Here is a 24,733-nt window from a genome sequence, read left to right as displayed (position 1 = left end):
AAAGAGGAAAATATGACAATTTACAATATAAATTTAGGACTTGGATGGGCTAGTAGCGGTGTTGAATACGCACAAGCCTATCGTGCTGGTGTTTTTCGAAAATTAAATCTGTCCTCTAAGTTTATCTTTACAGATATGATTTTAGCCGATAATATTCAGCACTTAACAGCCAATATTGGTTTTGATGATGATCAAGTTATCTGGCTTTATAATCATTTCACAGATATCAAGATTGCACCGACTAGAGTGACAGTGGATGATGTTTTGGCTTATTTTGAAGGTATAGAGGAACGAAGGGAAAAAAATGGCAAGGTCTTACGTCTTTTCTTTTCTGACCAAGACAAGTTTATCACTTGTTATTTAGTAGATGAGAAAAAGGATCTTGTTCAACACGCAGAGTATGTCTTTAAAGGAAAACTGATTCGCAAGGATTACTTTTCTTATACGCGTTATTGTAGCGAGTATTTTGCTCCCAAGGATAATGTTGCAGTCCTATACCAAAGAACTTTCTATAATGAAGACGGGACTCCAGCCTATGATATCTTGATGAATCAAGGGAAGGAAGAAGTTTATCGTTTCAAGGATAAGATTTTCTATGGGAAGCAAGCTTTTATGCGTGCCTTTATGAAATCTTTGAATTTGAACAAGTCTGATTTGGTCATTCTCGATAGGGAGACAGGCATTGGTCAGGTTGTTTTTGAGGAAGCACAAGCAGCGCATTTAGCGGTAGTTGTTCATGCGGAGCATTATAGTGAAAATGCTACAAATGAGGACTATATCCTTTGGAACAACTATTACGACTACCAGTTTACCAATGCAGATAAGGTTGATTTCTTTATCGTGTCCACTGATAGACAGAGAGAAGTTCTGCAAGAGCAATTTGCCAAATACACCCAGCACCAACCAAGGATTGTTACCATTCCTGTAGGAAGTATTGATGCATTAACTGAGTCAAGTCAGGGACGTAAGCCATTTTCATTGATTACGGCTTCGCGTCTTGCCAAAGAAAAACACATTGACTGGTTGGTCAAGGCGGTCATTGAGGCGCGTAAGGAAATTCCTGAATTAACCTTTGATATCTATGGTAGCGGTGGAGAAGATTCTCTGCTTAGAGACATTATTACAACTCATCAGGCGGAGGACTATATCCAACTCAAGGGACATGCGGAACTTTCGCAGATTTATAGCCAGTATGAGGTCTACTTGACGGCTTCTACCAGTGAAGGATTTGGTTTGACCTTGATGGAAGCTATTGGTTCAGGTTTACCACTAATTGGTTTTGATGTGCCTTATGGCAATCAGACCTTTATAGAAGATGGGCAAAATGGTTATTTGATTCCAAGTTCATCTGACCATGTGGAAGATCAAATCAAGCAAGCTTATGCAGCTAAGATTTGTCAACTATATCAAGAAAATCGTTTGGCGGATATGCGTACCCATTCTTATCAAATTGCAGAAGGCTTCTTAACCGAAGAAATTTTAGAAAAGTGGAAGAAAACAGTAGAGGAGGTGCTTCATGATTGAACTTTATGATCGTTATAGTCAGGAAAGTCGAGATTTACATGAAAGTCTAGTCGCTACTGGTCTTTCTCAACTTGGAGTAGTCATCGATGCAGATGGTTTTCTACCTGATGGTCTGGTCTCTCCTTTTACTTATTATCTAGGATATGAAAAGGGAAAACCTCTCTATTTTAACCAAGTTCCTGTTCCAGCTTTTTGGGAAATCTCAGGAGATAATCAGTCTGCTCGTATTGAAGATATGACACAGGAGAGAGCCGTCATTCATTATGCTGATGGTTTGCAGGCCCGCTTGGTTAAACAGGTAGATTGGAAAGACTTGGAAGGTCGAGTACGTCAGATTGACCACTACAATCGCTTTGGAGCTTGCTTTGCGACAACGACCCATAGCGCAGATAGTGAGCCGATTATGACGGTTTACCAAGATGTTAATGGTCAGGAGGTTTTACTTGAAAACCATGTGACGGGTGATATCTTATTGACCTTACCTGGTCAGTCTATTCGTTACTTTGCAAATAAGGTTGAATTTATCACTTTCTTTTTGCAAGATTTGGAAATAGATACAACTCAGCTTATCTTTAATACCTTAGCGACTCCTTTCTTGGTTTCCTTCCATCATCCAGATAAGTCTGGCTCAGATATCCTAGTTTGGCAGGAACCTCTCTATGATGCTATTCCAGGCAATATGCAGTTGATTTTGGAAAGTGATGATGTGCGTACTAAGAAAATCATCATTCCCAACAAGGCGACTTATGAGCGCGCTTTAGAGTTGACTGACGAGAAATATCATAATCAGTTTGTGCACTTGGGTTATCATTACCAGTTCAAACGCGATAATTTCCTAAGACGAGATGCCTTAATCTTGACCAATTCAGATCAGATTGAGCAAGTAGAAGCGATAGTAGAAGCCTTGCCTGATGTCACTTTCCGTATCGCAGCGGTGACAGAGATGTCTTCTAAGCTCTTAGACATGCTTCGTTATCCTAATGTGGTTCTTTACCAGAACGCTAGTCCACAGAAGATTCAGGAACTGTATCAATTGTCGGATATTTACTTGGATATAAACCACAGCAATGAGTTGCTACAGGCAGTGCGTCAGGCCTTTGAGCACAATCTCTTGATTCTGGGCTTCAATCAAACGGTCCACAATAGACTTTATATCGCTCCAGACCATCTATTTGAAAGTAGTGAGGTTTCTGCTTTGGTTGAGACCATTAAACTGACCCTTTCAGATGTTGATCAAATGCGTCGGGCACTTGGCAAACAAGGCCAACATGCAAACTATGTTGACTTGGTGCGATATCAGGAAACCATGCAAACTGTTTTAGGAGGCTAACATGTCAGACGAAGATTTATTTTACAAAGACGTTGAAGGTCGCATGGAAGAGTTGAAACAAAAACCTATCAAGAAGGAAAAAGAAACCCGAGGGGAAAAGATTAGTAAAACTTTTTCACTCTTACTGGGTTTGATGATTCTGATTGGTTTGCTCTTCACTTTGCTGGGAATTTTGAGGTAGACCTATGATTGAAATACTGATTGTTTTAGCTATTATCCTATCTCTTGCTTTGATTGTATTGGTAACTATACAACCCCGTCAAAATCAACTATTTTCCATGGATGCGACTAGTAATATTGGTAAACCAAGTTACTGGCAGAGCAACACCTTAGTAAAGGTTCTCACTTTATTAGTGAGTTTGGCCCTATTCGTTTTACTATTAACCTTCATGGTGATAACTTACAAATAAAAGAAAACTTCAGATATTCACTTTTTGTGATTTGTCTGAAGTTTTCTTTTTTACTGTCCATATTTTTTGTAAAAATTAACTTTCACTTGGATGAAGGTTTTGGCTTCGCGTAGGAGTTGGAGGAGCGTGGCACGAGTTTCAAATTCTTCTCTTGTCTTGGGCAGACTGCGGTTGCGAAAGACTTCTAGATAGCGTTCAATTTCATCTAGTAAATCAGAAGCAGGATTGGTCTGGCTCAGTTGCCCTGCAATTTTTGAAAAGAGCTGGGCCAAAATCAGACTTTCACTGGCAGCTAGGTGACAGGTGTTGATTTGCTGGGCCATATTTCGTAGGATACGACTTTGTCGCTGTCTCATCTCAAAGTAGTGGATATGGTAGTCAGTTTGGTGAAAGAAGTGGTCAGAGTGATCCAAGTAGACCAGTCTGAGGGCTTCTTCCAAAAGGGTGTCTAATTCCTCTACCAGCTGTGCTTGATTGCGTCCATCCCCTCTGGATAAATAATATTTGAAGCGCTGGAGAATATCTTTTAACTTTTCTTCAACCAGCGTGTGGTAGTGCTGGATTTCCTCTTCACGTGAAGGCATATAGAGATTTACAAGTAAGGCAAATCCTGTACCGATAGCAAAGAGAAGGAATTCATTGACTAGAAGGTCTGGAGAGGTTGACTCTTGAACCAAGAGATGGCTAACCAAAACCGTGCTTGGTGTGATGCCAATTTCCCAGCCCATCTTATAGGCTAGGGGAACATAAAGAGCCAGATAGAAGCCAAGACTCCAGATATGAAATCCGTTCAAGTGAAAAGCCAAAACCCCGATAACCAGAGCCAGAAGCATGGAAAAGAGCCGATTGCGGGCCAGTTTTAAAGTACTTCTACGTGTATCAGATAGGCTCAAGAGAGCGATGATTCCAGCCGAGACAGCTGAGGAAAGATTGAGAAAATAAGCAAGAAGGCAGGCAAGACAGGTAGCTAAGATGAGCTTGGCCGTACGTTGGCTAATAGACATAAGAATTTCCTGGTAAGTTAGAATAAAAGCGTAAAAGACAAGACCTGAGCAGGCTTGTCTTTATGCGCTATTTTTTACGGGCTGCTGCGTATTCGGCAACGGCAGTAAAGAGGACGTCTGTAGAAGAGTTAAGGGCTGTTTCACATGAGTCTTGGATGACCCCAATCACAAAACCAACCCCAACAACTTGCATGGCAATATCGTTAGAAATACCGAAAAGGCTACAAGCAACTGGGATAAGAAGGAGGGATCCTCCGGCAATACCAGAAGCACCACAGGCTGAGATAGCTGCTACCACACTGAGGACAAAGGCTGTGGCAAAGTCAACAGGGATTCCCAAAGTATTTACTGCAGCAAGGGTCAAAACGTTAATAGTAATCGCTGCCCCGGCCATGTTGATAGTAGAACCAAGTGGGATAGAAACAGAATAGGTATCTGGATCCAGTCCAAGGTCGTGGCAAAGTTTCATGTTGACAGGGATGTTGGCAGCAGAACTACGAGTAAAGAAGGCTGTCACACCGCTGACACGCAAACATTTCCAAACTAGGGGATAAGGGTTGCTCTTCATAAAGAGGAAGGCAATCAATGGATTGACTACCAGAGCCACAAAGAACATAGTTGTCACCAAGAGGGCAAGCAAGATTCCATAGTTGGCTAGGCTTCCGATTCCTTTATCAGAGATGGTTTTAAAGACAAGGCCAAGAATTCCAAATGGAGCTAGGTTGATGATCCATTCGACAATCTTAGAAGTTACATCAGCCATAGTTTTCAATAATTCTTTACTATTTTTGCTGGCCTCTCTCATGGCAATCCCGAAAACAACTGCCCAAGATAGGATACCGATGTAGTTGGCAGTAATAAGGGCATTGACTGGATTGTCAACCAGTTTAAGTAAGAGATTACTGAGAACCTGACCAATTCCATCTGGTGGTGCGATTTCTGTATTGGCACTATTTAGGGTAATTTCAACAGGGACGATGAAACTTGCTAGTACAGCGATAAGGGCAGCCGCAAATGTTCCTACTAAGTAAAGGAAGATAACGGTTTTCATGTTGCTATCTTGCCCTTTTTGATGTTGGGAAAGGGCATTGGCAACGAGGGCAAAGACCAGAATCGGTGCGATGGCTTTGAGGCCACCAACAAAGAGATCTCCGAGCAGGCCAATTCCTGAAATGTTAGGAAGTGTCAGTCCTAGGGTTCCTCCAATAAGCATGCCAATCAAGATACGTTTGATTAGGCTTGCCTTATTCCAAGCATGAATAAATTTTTTCATAACAATCTCCTTTGTTGTGTAATGTTTATGATTATAGTATAAATATGAACTAAAATCAAGAATTTTCTGTCTATTTTTGAAATTATTTTTGAATATTTATGGAGAATGACACTTTATGAAAGTATGGTATAATAAATGAAAGGAGTTTTCTATGAAAGAATTTATTCAAACCTACCTTAATAAGCTTGATGTAACAGCGATTATCGAGAATATCTTAACCAAGTTACTTTCTCTTTTATTCTTATTTTTACTCTTTTATATAGCTAAGAAATTGCTCCATACCATGGTGCAGAGAATTGTTAAACCTTCTCTAAAAATGTCTCATCACGATGTCGGGCGTCAGAAAACTATCTCACGCCTGCTAGAAAATGTGTTTAATTATACCCTTTATTTCTTTTTACTTTACTGTATCTTGTCTATTTTGGGTTTGCCAGTTTCTAGTTTGCTGGCAGGGGCTGGGATTGCTGGGGTGGCTATTGGTATGGGAGCCCAAGGTTTTCTATCTGATGTCATCAATGGCTTTTTCATCCTCTTCGAACGTCAACTGGATGTGGGAGATGAGGTTGTTCTGACAAATGGGCCTATTACTGTATCGGGCAAGGTTGTCAGCGTCGGCATTCGAACAACGCAACTCAGAGGAGAAGACCAGGTTCTGCACTTCGTTCCCAATCGGAATATCACCGTTGTCAGCAATTTCTCTCGTACAGACCAGGCCTGAAATTTTAGCAGATTTATGGTACAATAGAAAGAGTTTAATAAAGGAGAAAAGATGGTTTTAGAAAAGCAGTTGGGCAATGGTTGTACCTGGATAGACCTTGATGTGGATAAGATTAAAAATATGGAAGATCTTTCTGACATCTATGGATTGGACAAGGAAACCATTGAGTATGCTCTGGATAGAAATGAACGAGCTCATATGGATTATAACCGTGAAACGGAGACGGTAACCTTTATTTATAATGTTCTTGATTTAGAAAAAGACAAAGAATATTATGAAGCGATTCCGATGACCTTTATCGTCGAAAGACAACGAATGATTACCATCAGCAACCATAAGAATGCTTATGTCATTGATCAGATGTCAGCTTATCTGGATAGCCATGAGTCGCTTTCTATTTACAAGTTTCTCTTTGCTGGTTTAGAGATTATCAGTAACGCTTATTATCCTGTCATTGAAGAGATGGATAAAAGTAAGGACGAAATTAGTGCCTTGCTACGTCAAACTACAACAAAGAAAAATCTCTTCGCCCTCTCTGACTTGGAGACTGGTATGGTTTACTTGACAGCAGCAGCAAAACAAAATCGACTCCTCTTGGAACATATCCAGGGCCATGCTCTTTATCGGAGATTTAATGATGTCGAACGAGAGCAGTTTGATGATGCCATGATTGAAGCCCATCAGTTGGTGTCTATGACAGACTTGATTTCTCAAGTCTTGCAACAACTCTCAGCTTCTTACAACAACATCCTAAACAATAACTTGAATGATAGTTTGTCAATTTTGACTATTATCTCCGTCTTACTAGCAGTACTTGCGGTTATTACAGGTTTCTTCGGAATGAATGTTCCTCTACCATTTACAGAAGAGCCAAATGCTTGGATTTATATCTTAATGACTAGCTTGATTTTATGGGTGGCCTTATCTCAATGGCTGAAGAAAATTACTAGAAAATAAAAGAAAAGGAGCCAAAATGGTGATTGAAAACTACATGCCAGACTTTGCTGTGGAAGCAGTCTATGATCTGACAGTCCCAAGCCTGCAGGCGCATAGAATCAAGGCTGTTTTGGTCGATTTGGACAATACCCTCATTGCTTGGAACAACCCTGACGGGACGCCAGAGATGAAGCAATGGCTACATGATCTTCGGGACGCGGGCATTCGCATCATTGTGGTATCAAATAACACTAAAAAACGCGTCCAACGAGCAGTTGAGAAATTTGGAATTGATTACATTTATTGGGCCTTGAAGCCCTTCACATTGGGAATTGACCGTGCCATGAAGGAATTCCACTATGAGAAAAGTGAAGTGGTCATGGTTGGCGATCAGCTCATGACAGATATTCGTGCAGCCCACCGTGCTGGCATTCGCTCGATTTTAGTCAAACCCTTGGTCCAACATGACTCGATCAAAACGCAGATTAACCGAGCTCGTGAGCGTCGTGTCATGCGAAAAATCACTGAAAAGTACGGACCGATTACATATAAAAAAGGAATTTAACTATGGAAGAAATTCTCTGTATTGGTTGTGGAGCAACCATTCAGACGACAGACAAGGCTGGACTTGGATTTACTCCCCAGTCGGCACTTGAAAAAGGTTTGGAGACTGGCGAAGTCTATTGCCAACGCTGTTTCCGTCTCCGCCACTATAATGAAATCATGGATGTCCAGTTGACGGACGATGATTTCCTCAAGCTCTTGCACGATGTGGGAGACAGTGATGCCTTAGTGGTCAATGTCATTGATATCTTTGATTTTAATGGCTCTGTCATCCCAGGCTTGCCACGTTTTGTATCGGGCAACGATGTTCTCTTGGTAGGAAATAAAAAAGATATCCTCCCTAAGTCAGTTAAGCCGAGCAAGATTAGCCAGTGGCTCATGGAGCGTGCCCACGAAGAAGGCCTTCGTCCAGTCGATGTTGTCCTAACTTCGGCACAAAACAAACATGCCATTAAGGAAGTCATTGACAAGATTGAACACTACCGTAAGGGCCGTGATGTCTATGTGGTCGGTGTGACCAACGTTGGAAAATCAACTCTTATCAATGCTATTATCCAAGAAATCACGGGTGATCAGAATGTCATCACGACTTCGCGCTTCCCAGGGACAACCTTGGATAAGATTGAGATTCCGCTTGACGACGGATCTTATATTTATGATACGCCGGGGATCATCCACCGCCACCAGATGGCCCATTACTTGACGGCTAAAAACCTCAAGTATGTCAGCCCTAAAAAGGAAATTAAACCTAAAACCTATCAGCTCAATCCTGAACAAACCCTGTTTTTAGGTGGTCTCGGACGCTTTGATTTCATTGCGGGTGAAAAGCAAGGATTCACAGCCTTCTTTGACAATGAATTGAAACTCCACCGTACTAAGCTTGAAGGCGCTAGTGCCTTTTACGATAAGCACGTCGGAACTCTTCTGACACCACCAAATAGTAAGGAAAAAGAAGATTTTCCAAAATTAGTCCAGCATGTCTTTAATATTAAGGAAAAGACAGACCTAGTCATCTCTGGACTCGGCTGGATCCGTGTAACAGGCACAGCAAAAGTCGCAGTCTGGGCACCAGAAGGAGTCGCCGTCGTCACACGAAAAGCAATTATTTAAACACAGAAAGGAAAGAGTTGTCTAAATTCGGGCGAGCCTTGCGAGCCCATAACGAATACTTTTCGCTGTGGTGTCAGTTGGTACAAGTGATTGTACCAACTGCGGAAAATTTGAGACCTTAGGCTCAAATTTTAGTCATGAAAGTCCGAAGGACTTTGCTGACGTCCGCCACCACTTTAGAAAAGTATAAAGAGAAACTCTTTTAAGAAATTATGTCATTAACATCAAAACAACGTGCCTTCCTTAACAGTCAGGCACACACCCTCAAACCCATCATCCAAATCGGGAAAAATGGACTGAACGACCAAATCAAAACCAGCGTTCGTCAGGCACTTGACGCACGCGAATTGATTAAAGTAACGCTCTTGCAAAACACAGATGAAAATATCCACGAAGTAGCTGAAATCTTGGAAGAAGAAATCGGTGTGGATACAGTCCAAAAAATCGGACGCATCTTGATTTTGTTTAAACAGTCTAGCAAGAAAGAGAATCGCAAGATTTCTAAAAAAGTCAAAGAAATCTAAAAACCTACTCCAAATAACTGTTTTTACAGAGAAATAAAGGAGACTAGCCTATGGCAATCGAACTATTGACTCCCTTTACCAAGGTAGAGTTGGAGCCAGAAATCAAGGAGAAAAAACGCAAACAAGTCGGGATTTTAGGGGGGAATTTTAACCCTGTTCACAATGCCCATCTCATTGTTGCGGACCAAGTACGGCAACAGTTGGGACTGGATCAGGTTCTGCTCATGCCTGAATACCAACCTCCTCACGTAGATAAAAAAGAAACCATCTCTGAACACCATCGTCTCAAGATGCTTGAATTGGCGATTGAGGGAATCGAAGGTTTAGCTATTGAAACCATTGAGTTGGAGCGCAAGGGCATTTCCTATACCTACGACACCATGAAAGTCTTGACAGAGCAACATCCTGATACGGATTATTACTTTATCATCGGTGCCGACATGGTAGACTATCTGCCTAAGTGGTACCGAATTGATGAGCTGGTCGACATGGTTCAGTTTGTAGGGGTTCAGCGCCCACGCTACAAGGCAGGGACTTCCTATCCCGTTATCTGGGTGGATGTGCCTCTCATGGATATCTCATCCAGCATGGTGCGTGACTTCCTTGCCCAAGGACGAAAACCCAACTTTCTCCTACCTCAGCCAGTGCTAGACTACATCGAGAAGGAGGGGCTTTACTGATGGCCTATCAAGACTATATCAACTGCTCTCGTGAGACTTTGTTGGAAAAAATGGCAGAGCTTCTACCTGAAAAACGTTTAACCCATTGCTTGGGTGTGGAGCGTGCAGCCATAGAACTAGCCCAACGATTTGGAGTGGATGTTGAGAAGGCAGGTTTAGCAGGCCTTCTTCATGACTATGCTAAAAAGCTGTCAGATCAGGATTTTCTAGACTTGATTGACCGTTATCAGCTAGACCCTGACCTCAAAAACTGGGGCAATAATGTCTGGCATGGTATGGTCGGCATCTACAAGATTCAGGAAGCTTTGAACTTGCAAGATTCTGAAATTCTGCGAGCTATTGAAATCCATACAGTTGGGGCTGGTCAGATGACAGACCTAGATAAGGTTATCTATGTAGCAGACTATATCGAGCACAATCGGGCATTTCCTGGAGTGGATGTGGCGCGTGAAATTGCTGAGCTATCGCTCAATAAGGCAGTGGCCTACGAAACAGCTCGTACCGTGGAGCATCTAGCTCATCAGGGATTCCCCATCTATCCCCAAACCCTTGAAACCTATAACGCCTTTGTGCACTATTTGAAAGAGGACTAAATGAAAACGGCTTTTATAATCATTGATGTTCAGAATATTTTAGTGGAAACCGGTTTTCAGACAAATAGTCTATTGGACAAAATTTCTTATTTACAAAACCAGGCTAGAAGCAAGAATATCGAAATTATTTATGTTCAACATATTGAGAACGCTGAAGCTCAAACATCAGAAGATTGGCAGTTATCTGAGCTTTTAAGTCGAAAACCTAATGAAAAGGTCTTTCAGAAGAAGTATAACAGTATTTTCAAAGAAACTGGTTTAAAAGAATACTTGGATAAACAGGGGATTGACAAATTAGTTTTATGTGGTATGCAGACAGAATATTGTGTGGATACCTCTGTCAAGGTTGCTTTTGAATATGGCTATCAGCTTATTATTCCAGAAGGAACTTGCACAACGTTTGATGGGAAAGACATTCCAGCAGAAACGATAAATGAATTTTATGAGGGCATTTGGGAGGGGCGCTTTGCAGATGTCCTAGATTACAAACATATTTTCTAGAAAGAGGACTAAATGAACGAAAAAGAATTACTAGAACTAGTCGTGAAAGCGGCTGATGAGAAACGTGCGGAGGATATCCTCGCACTTGACGTACAAGAATTGACCAGCGTGACGGACTACTTTGTTATCACTAGCTCAATGAATAGCCGTCAGTTGGATGCTATCGCTGATAATATCCGTGAAAAAGTAGCTCAAGCAGGCTTTAAAGGTAGCTATATCGAAGGTAATGCAGCTGGAGGCTGGGTCCTACTAGACCTCGGTGCTGTCGTTGTGCATATCTTCTCAGAAGAAATGCGTGTCCACTATAACCTAGAAAAACTATGGCATGAGGCGAATTCAGTAGATATTTCAGAAGCTCTTGCTTAGAAGATGAACTCAGTTGTAGTCAACTGGGTTTCTTTGCTTATTTTAGAAAATTGATGGAAAGGTATAGGGCGAGTGGTGTTTGCCATGGAGGCTCTTGGTATCATGTTTTATGGCAACTTATGAAACTTTTGCGGCTGTTTACGATGCTGTGATGGACGATAGTTTATACGACAAATGGACGGATTTTTCGCTGCGTCATTTGCCAAAAACTAAGGAGAGAAAGAAACTCTTGGAACTGGCTTGTGGGACAGGAATTCAATCGGTGCGCTTCTCTCAGGCTGGTTTTGATGTGACTGGTCTTGATTTGAGTGCGGATATGTTGAAGATTGCTGAGAAGAGAGCTGCTTCAGCCAAACAAAAGATTGACTTTATTGAAGGCAATATGCTGGATTTGTCCAAGGCAGGTCAATATGATTTTGTCACTTGTTATTCGGACTCAATCTGCTATATGCAGGATGAGGTGGAAGTAGGGGACGTTTTTAAAGAAGTCTATAATGCTCTCAACGAAGACGGAGTTTTCATCTTTGATGTGCATTCGACTTACCAGACGGATGAGGTTTTTCCAGGCTATTCCTACCATGAAAATGCAGAAGACTTCGCTATGCTTTGGGATACCTATGAGGATGCAGCACCTCACTCTATCGTCCATGAGCTGACTTTCTTTATCAAGGAGGCAGACGGTTCCTTTAGTCGCCATGATGAAGTGCATGAGGAGCGGACTTATGAGGTTCTGACCTATGATATTTTGCTGGAACAGGCTGGTTTCAAGTCATTCAAACTCTATGCCGACTTTGAGGACAAGGATCCGACAGAGACAAGCACCCGTTGGTTTTTTGTGTGTGAGAAGTAAACCAAATATTGTTAATCTTATGCTTAGGAGGTAAGGGAAAATGAATATACCAGTATCATTTGGTGATATTCTTGAAAAAGAAGTAATTACCAATATACCTAAAATTTATCAAAAGTTAAAGCAAATTTATAACAACTTACAGTTTAAAACAGAAGAAGAGTTAGGTGTTGTTTATCAGAATTATTTAAAATTTACTTATGATAAATATTCTACTGTAAAAACATTGTTGTATAAAAATGAAGGTAAATTTTTATATGATTTTTATGAGCATGTTTATTTAGATGATAATAATTCAGATTTAATAGAAACCACTAACACAGAATTGATTTTTGAAAAAACATCTAACGTTATTTTAACAGGAACGGGTGGGATTGGTAAATCAATGCTTGTAAAGCATATTTTTATCAATCAAGTACAACAAGCGACATCAATTCCAGTTTTTATTGAATTAAAATCACTTAATGAATCTGATTTTTCAGAAAATGAATTAGTCGATTTTATTTACCAAGAGGTTCAAAATCATCATTTAAATTTAGAAAAGAAATATTTTAAAGCGACATTAGACGCTGGAAGATATACAATAATTTTTGATGGTTTAGATGAGGTTAATCCTTCAAAACGTTCTTGGTTAGACAAAGAAATTAAAGAATTTGTAACGTTATACAATAGCAATAGATATGTTTTGTCGTCAAGACCGTCTGAGGAATTTATTGGTTGGAATCAGTTTGCTGAATATGAGATAAAAAAATTAAATAAAGAGCAAGCGTTAGCCTTAATTGATAAGTTGAATTACGATGAGAAAGTAAAAAGGCGTTTTTATAGAGAATTAAAGGCCCATTTATATGATACTCATGAATCTTTTGCTTCTATCCCACTCCTATTAACAATTATGTTAATGACTTACGAAGCTGGTGCTTCTATTCCAAATAATTTAACTGATTTTTATAATCAGGCCTTTTATACATTGTACCAAAGACATGATGCATCTAAATCAGGATATAAAAGAGAACTAAAAGCAAAATTAACTCCTGAGGAATTTCGAAATATATTAGCCTACATTGGTTTAAAAACATTCTTTGAAGGAAAAGTAGATTTCGATAGAACTACGCTTGATGAAATAATTACTAAATATTGTTTAAAAAATAACCTTGAATTAAAGACAAATGATATAGTTTATGATGCGACTCATAGTGCTTGCATGATGCTTCAAGAAGGCGTTAGTTTAAAGTTCTCTCACCGTTCATTTCAAGAATACTTTGCTGCAGTAGGTGTTAATCAGCTAGATGATAAACTCCAAAAACAGATACTAATTAAGTGGTCTGAAGCAGACAGGAATAATATTGTAGCACATAAAACTTTTATGAATGCACTTTTTAAAATACAGAAAGAAAGGACTTACAAAAATTTATGTATTCCAATCATAGAAAGTATGGATGAAAAGTATAGAAGAATGGGAGATATCACAGAGAAAATTGTTACGTGTTTCAATTACTTTATCTGTAGAAAAGATAGTAGAGAAAACAAATTAGAACTGCATTTTTTACTAACAAAGGAAGTTAACTTTTATTTTAGCTTGCAATTTTTAATATTTGATAACATAGGAGTTGATATTTTGTCGATAAGTGAATACGAAAGCATTGAAAAATTGGAGGCAAGTATAGTATCGAATTGGGAGATAGATAAAAGAAAATATTATAATCGATTGACTGAGGTCGAAAAAAATTTAATTAATAAGTGGGTAAATGGCTGGTATTTTCGTAGACACAATTACTTAAAAGAATGGTCAATTAAATTCATTGAGGAAACAACCACTAAAAAACGGAGTCTACAGAATATAATTGATTCAATTTAATATTAAAGAAGTAGGAGATTACTATGACTATCACGGGTATTATCGCGGAGTTCAATCCTTTTCATAATGGGCATAAATACCTGCTAAATCAGGCTGAGGGGCTGAAAATCGTTGCTATGTCAGGGAATTTCATGCAGCGTGGAGAGCCTGCTATCGTGGACAAGTGGACACGAGCCCAGATGGCTCTGGAAAATGGCGCAGATTTGGTAGTAGAATTGCCCTTTTTAGTCAGTGTTCAGGCGGCAGATTTCTTTGGCCAAGGAGCTGTGGATATCTTGGCTCGGTTGGGGATTGATACTCTAGCCTTTGGGACAGAAGAAGTTCTGGATTACCAGAAAATCGCTGACTTATACACAGAGCAAGGTGCTGAGATGGAGAAATTTGTGGAAAATTTGCCTGATTCCCTCTCTTATCCCCAGAAGACCCAGGCCATGTGGAAGGAATTTGCAGGGCTTGATTTTTCTGGCAATACGCCCAATCATGTCCTTGCCCTGGCCTATGCCAAGGCAGTTGCAGGACGAAATATCAAACTGCATCCGATTCAGCGTCAGGGGGCGGGTTACCATTCTGTGGCTAAGGATGTGGACTTTGCCTCGGCGACAGCTCTTCGTCAGCACCAGAATGACCAAGATTTCTTAGAACGCTTTATGCCTTCTATTACCCTTTTTGAGCAGGCCAGTAAGGTGGGCTGGTATGACTATTTTCCCTTGCTCCGCTATCAAATTTTGTCCAATCCAGACCTAACCACTATCTATCAGGTCAATCAAGAAATGGCAGTGCGCATCAAGGATGCCATCAAGACAGCCCAGTCTGTGGAAGACTTGGTTGAGGCAGTTGCGACCAAACGTTACACCAAGGCGCGTGTCAGACGCCTCTTGGCCTATATTTTGGTGCAAGCTAGAGAAAGTGACTTGCCAGAAGGGATTCATGTCCTTGGCTTTACCGAAAAAGGCAGGCAACATCTCAAGTCTTTGAAAGCTCAGGTCAGTCTAGTCAGCCGAATTGGCAAAGAACCTTGGGATGCTATGACCCAAAAGGCAGACCAGATTTATCAACTTGGAAATCCAAGTATAGCAGAGCAGAATTTTGGAAGAGTGCCGATTAGAATAGAAAAGAACTAGAATATGGATAGGATAAAAAGAACCTACTAAAAGTTGGGAAATGGCTTTCAGTTGGTTCTTTTCTTGTTCTCTGTTATAAAGTATTGAATACCTTATAAATTTGTTCTATTAGAAGCCTTGTTTATTCGTTGAAAGCTTCCTTATCATCTATATTTATTTTATGTTTTTTACAATTTCATTAAAGGAGGATATAATTTTTCCTTGTTTCTCTTTGGGTAACTTTGTTAGGTTGTCGAAAAGTATTTCTAGGGAGTCTTCACTCTCTGAGTCATATGCTTGTAGCTTAAGGAACTCTTTTCTTTCTACATCATATGCTTGTAGGTTAAAGAATTCTTCTACGGTAATACCTAATGCTTTGATTACCGATTCAAGAGTTTTTATCTTAAAATCATATTTCATATTTTCCATGTTTTGAATTGCCTTGATACCCAAGCCAGCTAATTCTGATAATTTCTCTTGACTTAATTTCTGTTCTTTTCGACATTCACGGATTCGAAAAGCGATATGTTTTTGTAATCTATCATGTTTCATATTATATATCATTTTACTATCTATTTTCTTTAAAAATAAGTACAATAAACTATACAAAATAACAAAAGTATGGTAAAGCAGTACAAATGATAATAAATAGACTGAAAACTATACAATAGGGATTTAGATATGACTGATTCTAGGTTAAAAGGTAGAGAGAAGATAGTAGTGATAGTCGCAAGTGATTCATCCACCTTGTGGTAGACAAGTAAGAGATTTGTCAGTCTTATCGACATTCGAAAATGGTATTTTGAACTATCTGACTATAGTTATCTATATAAAAGTAAAAAAGAAAGCTTCGCGCCTTCTTAAAAAATTATGGGAAATCTAATGATTGCAAATGATAAAGAAGCAAATCAAAACATCTGTTATTTGACTTCTTTGAGAATGAGCATCAAGGCATCTAAGACTCGGGAGCGTTGTTCTGTTGGAAGAGTTTTTAATTCATCAACAAGTAGAGAAATTTTGGGGTCTTCTTCTTTTAATTGTATATCAAAGAATGTATCTAAATCTACTTCTAAGGCTTCCATTACTTTCTCTAGCGTTTGAATCTTTAAGTTAGTTGAAAGATTTTCTAATTTGTAGATATAATTAGTACCCAAATCAGCCATCTCTTCTAGTTGTTCTTGAGTATATCCTCTTTCTAAGCGCAATAGACGGATTCTTTTAGAGATGTAATCTTGAAGATTGGTTTTGTTATTTGTCATGTAGTACCTCGCTACTTACATGATACAGTCAAAATGGTACAAATTTTAGACTTTTTAAAGTTATTTTACACATAAATAACCTTTAAAGGTTGTTTTGTGGTATAATAAGTTTATAAAGAAAAAAGAGGAAACAATATGAAAAAATCAACAATCGCAATGACAGCAGTCGCTATCGCATCCCTAGCCCACACAGTAGGCGCAGAAGAAGTCGCTCCAAAACCAGTTAATGTGGAAGCGCCAAAGGCGGAGGTTGTGGAAACAACTACTCCTGCGGTGGCGACAAAAGAAGAGGTTGCTACAAAAGAAGCAGAAGCTAAGAAAGCGGATCAAGCTGTAGTAGAAGCAAAACAGGCAGTCAAAGATGCCAAGCGTGCTACAAATGCGGCGGATTCTCTTGTCAATGAGAAAACAGAAGCTGTGAAAAAAGCAGAGGATTTTGCGAAAAAAGCAAGCCCAGCCGTTATTGCAGAGGCAGAAAAAGAAGTTGTTAAGGCAGAAGCAGAAGTTCCTGCAAAAGAAGAGGCCGTTAAAAATGCAGAAGCAAAAGCTACAGAAGCAAACCAAGCGGTATCTGCACAAGAAGCAGTTGTAGCAGAAAAAGAAGATACTCAGGCTACAAAAGAAAAAGCATTTACAAGTGCCACAGAAGCGGTTCAAATCGCCACAGACGCTGTTAATGGCAAAGGCTTGGAAAATGCCAAGGAAGCACAAAAAGAAGCCGTAGAAGCCGAAAAAACAAGCAAACAAGCGCAAACAGATGCAGAAACTGCCTTAAAAAATGCAGAAAACGCAAATCAAGCTACAAAAGCGCAAATTGAAGAAACAAAGGCAGAGATTGCTACAAAAACTCAAGTGGTATCGGATGCTAAAGCGGAACAAAAAAAGGCAGACAAAGCACTTAAAGCAATCACTGCAGATTTGGAAGGTATATTAAAATCCTCTAAACTGTTTTCAAAAGGTAGTATCACATTGGATACTAAGATTATTGCTAAAGTTAAGGAGTCGATTAAATTAAAGAGAGATTTTGACAATTCAGGTTTAACAGGTAACCAAGCTGCTTATGATGAATATAGTGTTAAGTCATCGAATTTGGAAGCTGAAATTACTCAAATGATTGCTCAAAGTATTCAATCAAAAGAACTTGTTATCGGAGAAGATGATAAATCGGATAGCAAGCTATATGATGTCAATAACTTACCAAAAGATATTCGAGATGATTTGACTTTGTTTGCAGCAGACTTGATTTCAGGTATGCGTGAACAGCTTGGTTTATCTGATATTGTAGTAACAAGTAGTTCTTTTGAGTTTGCTGAAAAAGTAGCGAAAGAGTATATCAAAGGTGGTTGGTCCCTTGATAAATTTGAAGAACAGAGGAACCGTGGATTTTTTGGACACTATGCCAAAGGTATCCATGCGGTAGCAGATGCTTATGGTTTGAATGGTTTGCATCCAACTGAAGAGGAATTGAATCAAGGTCTTCAAGGTTATGAGAACTCTGCTACTTATTACAATACTTCTTCCCATATTGCTATTCGATACTTGACGAAAGCGGAAATGAAGGAGAAGTTATTTAATTCAATTTCTCTTTTAGTTAGTACTAAACATGATTTTGGTCACTTTGATGGTACTTTACAGTTCACAAATCCAGATTATCAGGTTTATTTTGGAGGTTTTGCTCAGAGTTCAGTTAATGAACTTTATATAAATCATGTTCTTGGAGTTACTGAATCTGAGGTAAAGGGTTCTAAGTTCGACACAAAAGAGATTGCAAATCCTTACACAGTAGCTCGCAAAGGTGACTCCACAAATACAAAACTAGAAGCTAAAAAGGCAGAAAAAGCACAAGCAGAAGAAACTCTTAAAACTGCTAACCAAGCTGTAAGCGAAGCAGAAACAGCATTGCAAACTGCAAATTCAAACTTGAAAGCCCAAGAAGCTAAGTTGGTAGATACAAAAGCCTTGAAAGAAACCCTTCAATCTGCTACAACAACTCATAATCAAGCCGTTGTTGCTCTTTCAAATGCTAATGCCTTGGTTGCTACTTTGTCTGCTACAAAGGCAGATAAAGAAGCGAAGTTGGCAGAGTTGAAAGCAACTGCACAAGAAGCAGAGAACGAATTCAACCAAGCCAAAGCAGAGACAAAAGCAGAGAAAGCCACTCTTTCTTCTCTTCAAGAGAAAGCAGAAGAAGCTACCCAAGCGGTATCTGTTGCCAAAGAAGCACTTAAAGAAGCAAAAGTACAAGTTGCTTCTTCAAAAGAGTTGGTTCGAGATTTGAAAGTTGCTGCCAAAGAGCTTGAAGCTCGCAAGGCAGAGTTGAAAGACGCAGAAGAAGTGCTTAAAGAAGCACAAGCAAACCAAACAACTGCGCAAGAAGCACTTGAAGCAAAAGAAAAAGTAGCCAAAGAAGCGCATAAGGCTTATGCAGTAGCAAAAGCAAGTTACGAAGCAGAGCAAGCTCGTCTTCAAGCAGAAGAGTTGAAGAAACATCCTGTAACAGAAAAGGGTATCCCTGAAGTTCGTCCAGCTCTTCCAGAGTACGTACTTCCAACAACTCCATCTGTTCCTAGCGTTCCTGTAGCTCCTGTTGTTCCAACAACTCCACATGTTGAAGTTCCTGTTGTGAATAACAATGGTGGAGTGTCTGGTAAAGATAAAGCCAAAGTAGATGTAGTTGCCAAACAAAAAACGGAAACTAAGACTTCAAAAGATTCTCAAGCTGGTAACTGGATTGAGTTAGCTGGTCGCTGGTGGTACCAGCACGAAGACGGTTCCTACACTAGCAATGGTTGGGAACAAATCAAGGGTACATGGTATTACTTTGACAATACAGGCTGGATGCAAACTGGCTGGGTCAAAACTGGTGACTCATGGTATTACTTGAATGAAACAGGTTCACTGGCTACAGGCTGGGTCAAAGACAATGGGACATGGTACTATCTTAAAGATAGCGGTAAAATGGCTATTGGTTGGGTAAAAGATAATGATACATGGTATTATCTTGATAACGCTGGAGCTATGAAAACAGGCTGGTTTTCGGTTTCTGGGAAATGGTACTATGCCTATAGTTCAGGAGCTTTGGCAGTGAATACTACTACACCAGATGGCTATACGGTCAATGCCAATGGTGAGTGGGTATAAAGGACTACATGAAGAAGGTAAATGATGAATTTGAAGCTTTGATAGTGCCTCTTTTGAAGAGCGACTGGAACAGTATTCAGGAAACCCTGAGAATCGCTCAAAATAAGGAACTTTCTGACAAAATCTTACGAGGAATGGCCCAAATTCGCGCAGGACATTAGTCTAGTTTACAGAGAATGCCTGAGTGAAATCTTGCTGTTGTTAGAAACAAATTTCTTGCATTCTAACGATTATTAGGAAGTCTACTGAAAGGTGGACTTTTTGGTACATATTTGGGATCCGATATTTGTTAATATCAATTATTTCTCTTAAGAAAATCAATCAAAGTGGTATGTTTTTAGTATAATAAATTACCGTGTTTATCGTCTGTCCATATTAATGAATGATATTCTGTGGTATAATTATAACAATGTTGATAAAAATAGAAACTATGAGAAATATAATGAAACTGAAATATCTATTGCAAAGACCATCATGGAGTAGTAATGTTAGAGTTATTGAATGTTACAAAATATTTATAGCTAGTATATGGGTACTGTATCTTGCACTTGAGATTGAACAATTTAAGCGCTTTGCTTCACCTATCTATAAATTTGTATCTAATAATGATTGTTTAAAAAATATTATTTTATTTTTGTATGAGAATCGTGTAGTACCATTGTTAGTATTGACTATACCAACAATACTGTTCTGGTTTTTAGATATAATTTTTAAAAAAATTAGTTATAAAAAACTGGATCCAGAGCTATTTCCGGAATATGATTTAGATGACTATCCTTTTCAAACTCATCTAGTGGAGTTTTTAAATACTTCAGACTATAGTCATAATGTGTTTTGGTTGGATGGTCCTTGGGGAAGTGGGAAAACATTTTTTATAAAGAAGTTTTTTGAAAATCAAATTTACAAAAAGCAAGAAATCTACTATATTTCCTGCTTTGGGATAAAAACAAGAGAGCAAGCCGAGAAAATATTGATTAATGAGATAGAAAAACAATCCACACTCGGAAATTTGGACTTTATTCCACTTGTTGGAGGAGTTTTTAAATGGTTCTTTAAAACAGTTGGAACGGATTTAATGAAGCGAAATTCTATCATTATTTTTGATGATTTTGAACGGGTTTCATATACAGGAAAATCAGATAACCCTTCAGATTACAATGATTTATTGGGATACATTAACTATCTTTCTGAAAATAAAAAGTTTAAAATTATTGTAATTTTAAATAGTGAGGAAATAAAGTTAACAAAGGAGAATCTCACTGATAATAAATTTAAACTAAATCAACATCAAATGGTATGTACAGAAGAAGTCATAGATAACATTTTGAAAAAGAGTAAATTGAGAGATAATGACCTTGGGAAAATTTTATCACTAATTTATAAAATTTATTATGGAAATATAGATGAGAGAGTTGTACAAGATAAAAATAAAGATTCAAAAGTTAAAAAGCCAAGTTTAAGAGAGTTCCAGAAATCAATAGAGGAACTTTCAAATATAATTGAGAGTGATTATAGAATGAATGAACTTCTACCATATTCTAGTAGAAAGATATCAAATTATATCGTTGATTGCATGAATGGACGCATGGGAACAGATAGTATTCTAGTATCATTTTTTAAATTTTATATCACTTATGAAGGCAATTATGAAATAGATGAGTATTACAAGTTCTATGAGTCAGGTGCATATTTTCATTTTGAGATGTTAGAGAAGATTGTAAGTTTAAGTTTTGTGCATGCTTCACTTACTGCAGAGGAAGAAATACATCCTGAAATTATTGATATTTTCGGACTTAAATATTATTTTAAATTGTTATCGTGTCTCTGGGAAGTAAGACTAAGTAATCTGTTTATAACAAGCAAAAATGTTTATTTTGAAGAATATAAATCTCCTAGTTTTGGTAAAGAAGAGTGTCTAGTTGAAATTTATTATGATATTTTGAATAATAGAATAAAAGACAATTATCAAATGAATGACTTAAATGAATTGGGAGAAATAAAATATCAGAATTTTATCAAATATTGCCTACCTATGGAGTTAAAGAGACAAATTAAAATTAATCATATTCCATTAGACGAATTAATACAAGGGAGTTTTGAAATAAATAGATCTTTGTCTGAACTTCAAGCTAAATTTCAATAGTTCATATTCTATTTTAGGTTTGTGAAAATCACTTTTTTATGGTAGAATGTAAAAGAATGTATGTCATTCGGAATAACAATAAAATGAGGTAAAAACATGGAAATCATGTCGCTTGCGATTGCTGTTTTTGCCGTCATCATTGGTTTAGTCATTGGATATGTCAGCATCTCAGCCAAGATGAAATCATCTCAGGAAGCTGCAGAGTTGATGCTTTTAAATGCTGAACAAGAAGCAACTAATTTACGTGGACAAGCTGAACGTGAAGCCGATTTACTTGTTAATGAAGCCAAGCGTGAAAGCAAGTCTCTTAAAAAAGAAGCACTATTGGAGGCCAAAGAAGAAGCCAGAAAATACCGTGAAGAAGTGGACGCTGAATTCAAATCAGAACGTCAAGAACTCAAACAAATCGAAAGTCGTTTGACCGAGAGAGATACTAGCCTCGACCGTAAGGACGATAATTTGACGAGTAAAGAACAAACACTTGAACAAAAAGAACAAAGTATTTCTGATAGAGCGAAAAACCTTGATGCGCGTGAAGAGCAATTAGAGGAAGTCGAAAGACAAAAAGAAGCAGAGTTAGAGCGTATTGGTGCCCTGTCTCAGGCAGAAGCACGAGATATTATCTTGGCACAGACAGAGGAGAACTTGACCAAGGAGATTGCTAGCCGTATTCGCGAAGCTGAGCAAGAGGTCAAGGAACGTTCTGACAAAATGGCCAAGGACATACTGGTTCAAGCTATGCAACGTATCGCTGGTGAATATGTAGCGGAGTCAACAAACTCAACAGTTCATCTGCCAGACGATACTATGAAGGGACGCATTATTGGTCGTGAAGGTCGTAACATTCGTACCTTTGAAAGTTTGACAGGGGTCGATGTGATTATCGACGATACACCAGAAGTGGTGACCTTGTCAGGATTTGATCCGATTCGTCGTGAGATTGCCCGTATGACTATGGAAATGTTGCTCAAAGATGGTCGTATCCACCCAGCTCGTATCGAAGAGTTGGTTGAGAAAAACCGTCAAGAGATTGACAATAAGATCCGTGAATATGGTGAGGCTGCTGCCTATGAAATTGGTGCGCCAAACCTTCATCCGGACTTGATGAAGATTATGGGACGTTTGCAGTTCCGTACTTCATATGGACAAAATGTCTTGCGCCATTCGATTGAAGTTGCTAAGTTAGCTGGTATCATGGCGAGCGAACTTGGTGAAAATGCGGCTCTTGCCCGTCGTGCTGGATTCCTTCACGATATCGGAAAAGCCATTGACCGCGAGGTTGAGGGTAGCCACGTTGAAATCGGTATGGAATTGGCCCGTAAGTACAAGGAACACCCAGTTGTGGTCAATACGATTGCTAGTCACCACGGTGATGTTGAAGCTGAAAGTGTGATTGCAGTGATCGTTGCTGCAGCAGATGCTTTGAGTGCGGCCCGTCCAGGTGCTCGTAGTGAGTCTCTTGAAAGCTACATCAAGCGTCTCCATGATTTGGAAGAAATTGCGAATGGCTTTGAAGGAGTACAAACTAGCTTTGCCCTTCAAGCAGGACGTGAAATTCGTATCATGGTCAATCCAGGACAAATCAAGGACGACAAAGTCACAATCTTGGCTCACAAAGTTCGTGAGAAAATTGAAAACAATCTCGATTACCCAGGAAATATCAAGGTAACCGTGATTCGCGAGCTTCGTGCAGTAGATTATGCTAAATAAATAAGAAAGAGCAGTTGAAAAATTACTGCTTTTTTGTTACACTAGATAGAAAGACTGTAAAGGATAATCTGGCTTTTTGCCATTATTCTAGAGAAATGTTATTTCACAGACTGACTAAAAGGAGACACAATGGCAGACCGAGGCTTACTAATCGTTTTTTCTGGTCCTTCAGGGGTTGGAAAAGGAACGGTTAGAAGAGAGATTTTTGAGAGTTCTGAAAACCAATTTCAATACTCTGTATCGATGACGACACGCGCACAACGTCCTGGAGAAGTGGACGGTGTTGACTATTTCTTCCGCACTCGCGAAGAGTTTGAAGAGCTGATTCGTCAAGGACAGATGTTGGAATACGCAGAATATGTCGGCAACTACTATGGAACTCCTCTGACCTATGTCAATGAAACCTTGGACAAGGGAATCGATGTTTTCCTTGAAATTGAAGTTCAAGGTGCTCTTCAGGTCAAGAAAAAGGTTCCAGATGCTGTCTTTATCTTCCTAACACCACCAGATTTGGATGAATTGCAAGATCGTTTGGTAGGACGTGGAACAGACAGTGCAGAAGTGATTGCCCAACGAATCGAAAAGGCCAAGGAAGAAATTGCTCTCATGCGTGAGTATGATTATGCGATTGTCAACGATCAGGTGCCCCTAGCTGCTGAGCGTGTCAAACGTGTGATCGAAGCAGAACACTTCCGTGTGGATCGTGTCATTGGTCACTATCAGGAGATGTTACCGAAATCTCCAACTACCCGATAAAATTTAGAAAATAGGTACAAGCAAATGATGTTAAAACCCTCTATTGATACCTTGCTTGACAAGGTTCCTTCAAAATATTCACTCGTAATCTTGGAAGCAAAACGTGCCCACGAATTGGAAGCAGGTGCGCCAGCAACTCAAGGTTTCAAGTCTGAAAAATCAACTCTTCGCGCTTTAGAAGAAATCGAATCAGGAAACGTTACAATTCACCCAGATCCAGAAGGAAAACGTGAAGCAGTGCGTCGCCGTATCGAAGAAGAAAAACGCCGCAAAGAAGAAGAAGAAAAGAAAATCAAAGAGCAAATCGCTAAAGAAAAAGAAGATGGTGAAAAAATTTAAGGTTGGGGGGACTCAATCTTATTTTTTCTATTGCAAGAATGTACTGACAA

Annotated in this window: 26 protein-coding genes; 22 read left to right on the top strand and 4 right to left on the bottom strand. The window is 39.1% G+C overall.

Going from position 1 to position 24,733, the window contains the following annotated elements; translation table 11 throughout:
• The first annotated feature begins 12 nt into the window (after nucleotides 1-12).
• The 4 genes from gtfA to asp5 are packed head-to-tail and all read left to right on the top strand — an operon-like array spanning nucleotide 13 to nucleotide 3,264.
• Nucleotides 13-1,524 (top strand): accessory Sec system glycosyltransferase GtfA, encoded by a 1,512-nt coding sequence (gene gtfA / locus ACWPV5_RS06590; RefSeq protein ID WP_454382945.1) that lies wholly within the window; start codon nucleotides 13-15, stop codon nucleotides 1,522-1,524.
• Entirely contained in the window at nucleotides 1,517-2,854 is a 1,338-nt protein-coding gene (gtfB, locus tag ACWPV5_RS06585; protein WP_261097655.1) for an accessory Sec system glycosylation chaperone GtfB, read from the top strand. Before gtfA ends, gtfB begins: the two co-directional genes overlap by 8 nt.
• A gap of 1 nt (nucleotide 2,855) precedes the next feature.
• On the top strand, nucleotides 2,856-3,035 hold the full coding sequence (gene asp4 / locus ACWPV5_RS06580) for an accessory Sec system protein Asp4 (RefSeq protein WP_001278708.1): 180 nt from the start codon (nucleotides 2,856-2,858) through the stop codon (nucleotides 3,033-3,035).
• Between the two features lie 4 nt (nucleotides 3,036-3,039).
• Complete coding sequence (asp5, locus tag ACWPV5_RS06575; RefSeq protein ID WP_000569970.1) at nucleotides 3,040-3,264, top strand: accessory Sec system protein Asp5; 225 nt, start codon at nucleotides 3,040-3,042, stop codon at nucleotides 3,262-3,264.
• A 50-nt stretch (nucleotides 3,265-3,314) separates the two neighbouring features.
• Here asp5 and ACWPV5_RS06570 read toward each other — a convergent pair whose 3' ends face one another.
• Both ACWPV5_RS06570 and sstT read right to left on the bottom strand, forming a co-directional pair.
• Nucleotides 3,315-4,268 (bottom strand): aromatic acid exporter family protein, encoded by a 954-nt coding sequence (locus ACWPV5_RS06570; protein ID WP_219966923.1) that lies wholly within the window; start codon nucleotides 4,266-4,268, stop codon nucleotides 3,315-3,317.
• A gap of 67 nt (nucleotides 4,269-4,335) precedes the next feature.
• Nucleotides 4,336-5,541 (bottom strand): serine/threonine transporter SstT, encoded by a 1,206-nt coding sequence (sstT, locus tag ACWPV5_RS06565; RefSeq protein WP_219966922.1) that lies wholly within the window; start codon nucleotides 5,539-5,541, stop codon nucleotides 4,336-4,338.
• A gap of 151 nt (nucleotides 5,542-5,692) precedes the next feature.
• Here sstT and ACWPV5_RS06560 point away from each other — a divergent pair, with 151 nt between their 5' ends.
• The 12 genes from ACWPV5_RS06560 (at nucleotide 5,693) to ACWPV5_RS06505 (ending at nucleotide 15,356) form a co-directional block, all read left to right on the top strand.
• Complete coding sequence (locus ACWPV5_RS06560; RefSeq protein ID WP_219966921.1) at nucleotides 5,693-6,259, top strand: mechanosensitive ion channel family protein; 567 nt, start codon at nucleotides 5,693-5,695, stop codon at nucleotides 6,257-6,259.
• A 51-nt stretch (nucleotides 6,260-6,310) separates the two neighbouring features.
• Complete coding sequence (locus tag ACWPV5_RS06555; protein WP_000242267.1) at nucleotides 6,311-7,216, top strand: magnesium transporter CorA family protein; 906 nt, start codon at nucleotides 6,311-6,313, stop codon at nucleotides 7,214-7,216.
• Nucleotides 7,217-7,232: 16 nt separating this feature from the next.
• Nucleotides 7,233-7,760, top strand: coding sequence for a YqeG family HAD IIIA-type phosphatase (locus tag ACWPV5_RS06550; RefSeq protein WP_261024144.1), 528 nt, complete (start codon nucleotides 7,233-7,235; stop codon nucleotides 7,758-7,760).
• Nucleotides 7,761-7,762: 2 nt separating this feature from the next.
• Nucleotides 7,763-8,869, top strand: coding sequence for a ribosome biogenesis GTPase YqeH (gene yqeH / locus ACWPV5_RS06545; RefSeq protein ID WP_454382940.1), 1,107 nt, complete (start codon nucleotides 7,763-7,765; stop codon nucleotides 8,867-8,869).
• A 212-nt stretch (nucleotides 8,870-9,081) separates the two neighbouring features.
• A complete protein-coding gene (yhbY, locus tag ACWPV5_RS06540; RefSeq protein ID WP_000060169.1) occupies nucleotides 9,082-9,393 on the top strand; it encodes a ribosome assembly RNA-binding protein YhbY in 312 nt (103 codons plus the stop codon).
• A gap of 50 nt (nucleotides 9,394-9,443) precedes the next feature.
• Nucleotides 9,444-10,073, top strand: coding sequence for a nicotinate-nucleotide adenylyltransferase (locus ACWPV5_RS06535; RefSeq protein WP_261024142.1), 630 nt, complete (start codon nucleotides 9,444-9,446; stop codon nucleotides 10,071-10,073).
• Nucleotides 10,073-10,666, top strand: coding sequence for a bis(5'-nucleosyl)-tetraphosphatase (symmetrical) YqeK (gene yqeK / locus ACWPV5_RS06530; RefSeq protein WP_261024140.1), 594 nt, complete (start codon nucleotides 10,073-10,075; stop codon nucleotides 10,664-10,666). The genes ACWPV5_RS06535 and yqeK overlap by 1 nt, the downstream gene beginning before the upstream one ends.
• Nucleotides 10,667-11,167, top strand: a complete 501-nt coding sequence (locus tag ACWPV5_RS06525) for a cysteine hydrolase family protein (protein ID WP_000844698.1) — start codon at nucleotides 10,667-10,669, stop codon at nucleotides 11,165-11,167.
• A gap of 12 nt (nucleotides 11,168-11,179) precedes the next feature.
• Nucleotides 11,180-11,533: a ribosome silencing factor gene (gene rsfS, locus ACWPV5_RS06520; protein WP_261024139.1), complete on the top strand. Its 354-nt coding sequence runs from the start codon at nucleotides 11,180-11,182 to the stop codon at nucleotides 11,531-11,533.
• 109 nt (nucleotides 11,534-11,642) lie between these two features.
• Entirely contained in the window at nucleotides 11,643-12,383 is a 741-nt protein-coding gene (locus ACWPV5_RS06515) for a class I SAM-dependent DNA methyltransferase (RefSeq protein WP_454382937.1), read from the top strand.
• Between the two features lie 40 nt (nucleotides 12,384-12,423).
• The gene (locus ACWPV5_RS06510; protein WP_261048211.1) at nucleotides 12,424-14,235 is read left to right on the top strand and encodes an NACHT domain-containing protein; all 1,812 of its coding nucleotides are present in this window, start codon (nucleotides 12,424-12,426) and stop codon (nucleotides 14,233-14,235) included.
• Nucleotides 14,236-14,258: 23 nt separating this feature from the next.
• Nucleotides 14,259-15,356, top strand: coding sequence for a nucleotidyltransferase (locus tag ACWPV5_RS06505; protein ID WP_261048210.1), 1,098 nt, complete (start codon nucleotides 14,259-14,261; stop codon nucleotides 15,354-15,356).
• 153 nt (nucleotides 15,357-15,509) lie between these two features.
• Here the strand turns inward: ACWPV5_RS06505 and ACWPV5_RS06500 are convergent, their stop codons facing one another.
• Together ACWPV5_RS06500 and ACWPV5_RS06495 are read right to left on the bottom strand one after the other, a co-directional pair.
• Nucleotides 15,510-15,887, bottom strand: coding sequence for a helix-turn-helix domain-containing protein (locus ACWPV5_RS06500; RefSeq protein ID WP_261048209.1), 378 nt, complete (start codon nucleotides 15,885-15,887; stop codon nucleotides 15,510-15,512).
• Nucleotides 15,888-16,255: 368 nt separating this feature from the next.
• On the bottom strand, nucleotides 16,256-16,594 hold the full coding sequence (locus tag ACWPV5_RS06495) for a helix-turn-helix domain-containing protein (RefSeq protein ID WP_261083230.1): 339 nt from the start codon (nucleotides 16,592-16,594) through the stop codon (nucleotides 16,256-16,258).
• A gap of 135 nt (nucleotides 16,595-16,729) precedes the next feature.
• Between ACWPV5_RS06495 and ACWPV5_RS06490 the strand changes: the two genes are divergently transcribed.
• The 6 genes from ACWPV5_RS06490 (at nucleotide 16,730) to rpoZ (ending at nucleotide 24,683) form a co-directional block, all read left to right on the top strand.
• Nucleotides 16,730-19,735 carry an SEC10/PgrA surface exclusion domain-containing protein gene (locus ACWPV5_RS06490; protein WP_454382934.1) on the top strand — a complete coding sequence of 1,002 codons (3,006 nt, stop codon included), beginning with the start codon at nucleotides 16,730-16,732 and terminating at the stop codon, nucleotides 19,733-19,735.
• Between the two features lie 8 nt (nucleotides 19,736-19,743).
• Nucleotides 19,744-19,896 (top strand): type II toxin-antitoxin system Phd/YefM family antitoxin, encoded by a 153-nt coding sequence (locus tag ACWPV5_RS06485; RefSeq protein WP_261048206.1) that lies wholly within the window; start codon nucleotides 19,744-19,746, stop codon nucleotides 19,894-19,896.
• Nucleotides 19,897-20,177: 281 nt separating this feature from the next.
• Nucleotides 20,178-21,878, top strand: coding sequence for a P-loop NTPase fold protein (locus ACWPV5_RS06480; protein ID WP_454382932.1), 1,701 nt, complete (start codon nucleotides 20,178-20,180; stop codon nucleotides 21,876-21,878).
• 96 nt (nucleotides 21,879-21,974) lie between these two features.
• Nucleotides 21,975-23,588: a ribonuclease Y gene (locus ACWPV5_RS06475; protein ID WP_454382930.1), complete on the top strand. Its 1,614-nt coding sequence runs from the start codon at nucleotides 21,975-21,977 to the stop codon at nucleotides 23,586-23,588.
• A 129-nt stretch (nucleotides 23,589-23,717) separates the two neighbouring features.
• Nucleotides 23,718-24,344: a guanylate kinase gene (gene gmk, locus ACWPV5_RS06470; protein ID WP_000775041.1), complete on the top strand. Its 627-nt coding sequence runs from the start codon at nucleotides 23,718-23,720 to the stop codon at nucleotides 24,342-24,344.
• 24 nt (nucleotides 24,345-24,368) lie between these two features.
• Nucleotides 24,369-24,683 carry a DNA-directed RNA polymerase subunit omega gene (gene rpoZ, locus ACWPV5_RS06465; protein ID WP_000979235.1) on the top strand — a complete coding sequence of 105 codons (315 nt, stop codon included), beginning with the start codon at nucleotides 24,369-24,371 and terminating at the stop codon, nucleotides 24,681-24,683.
• Nucleotides 24,684-24,733 lie beyond the last annotated feature (50 nt).

The organism is Streptococcus sp. Marseille-Q7156, assembly GCF_965119495.1.
Note: the sequence above shows the minus strand (reverse complement) of the source record. Positions and strands in the feature narration are given on the sequence as shown.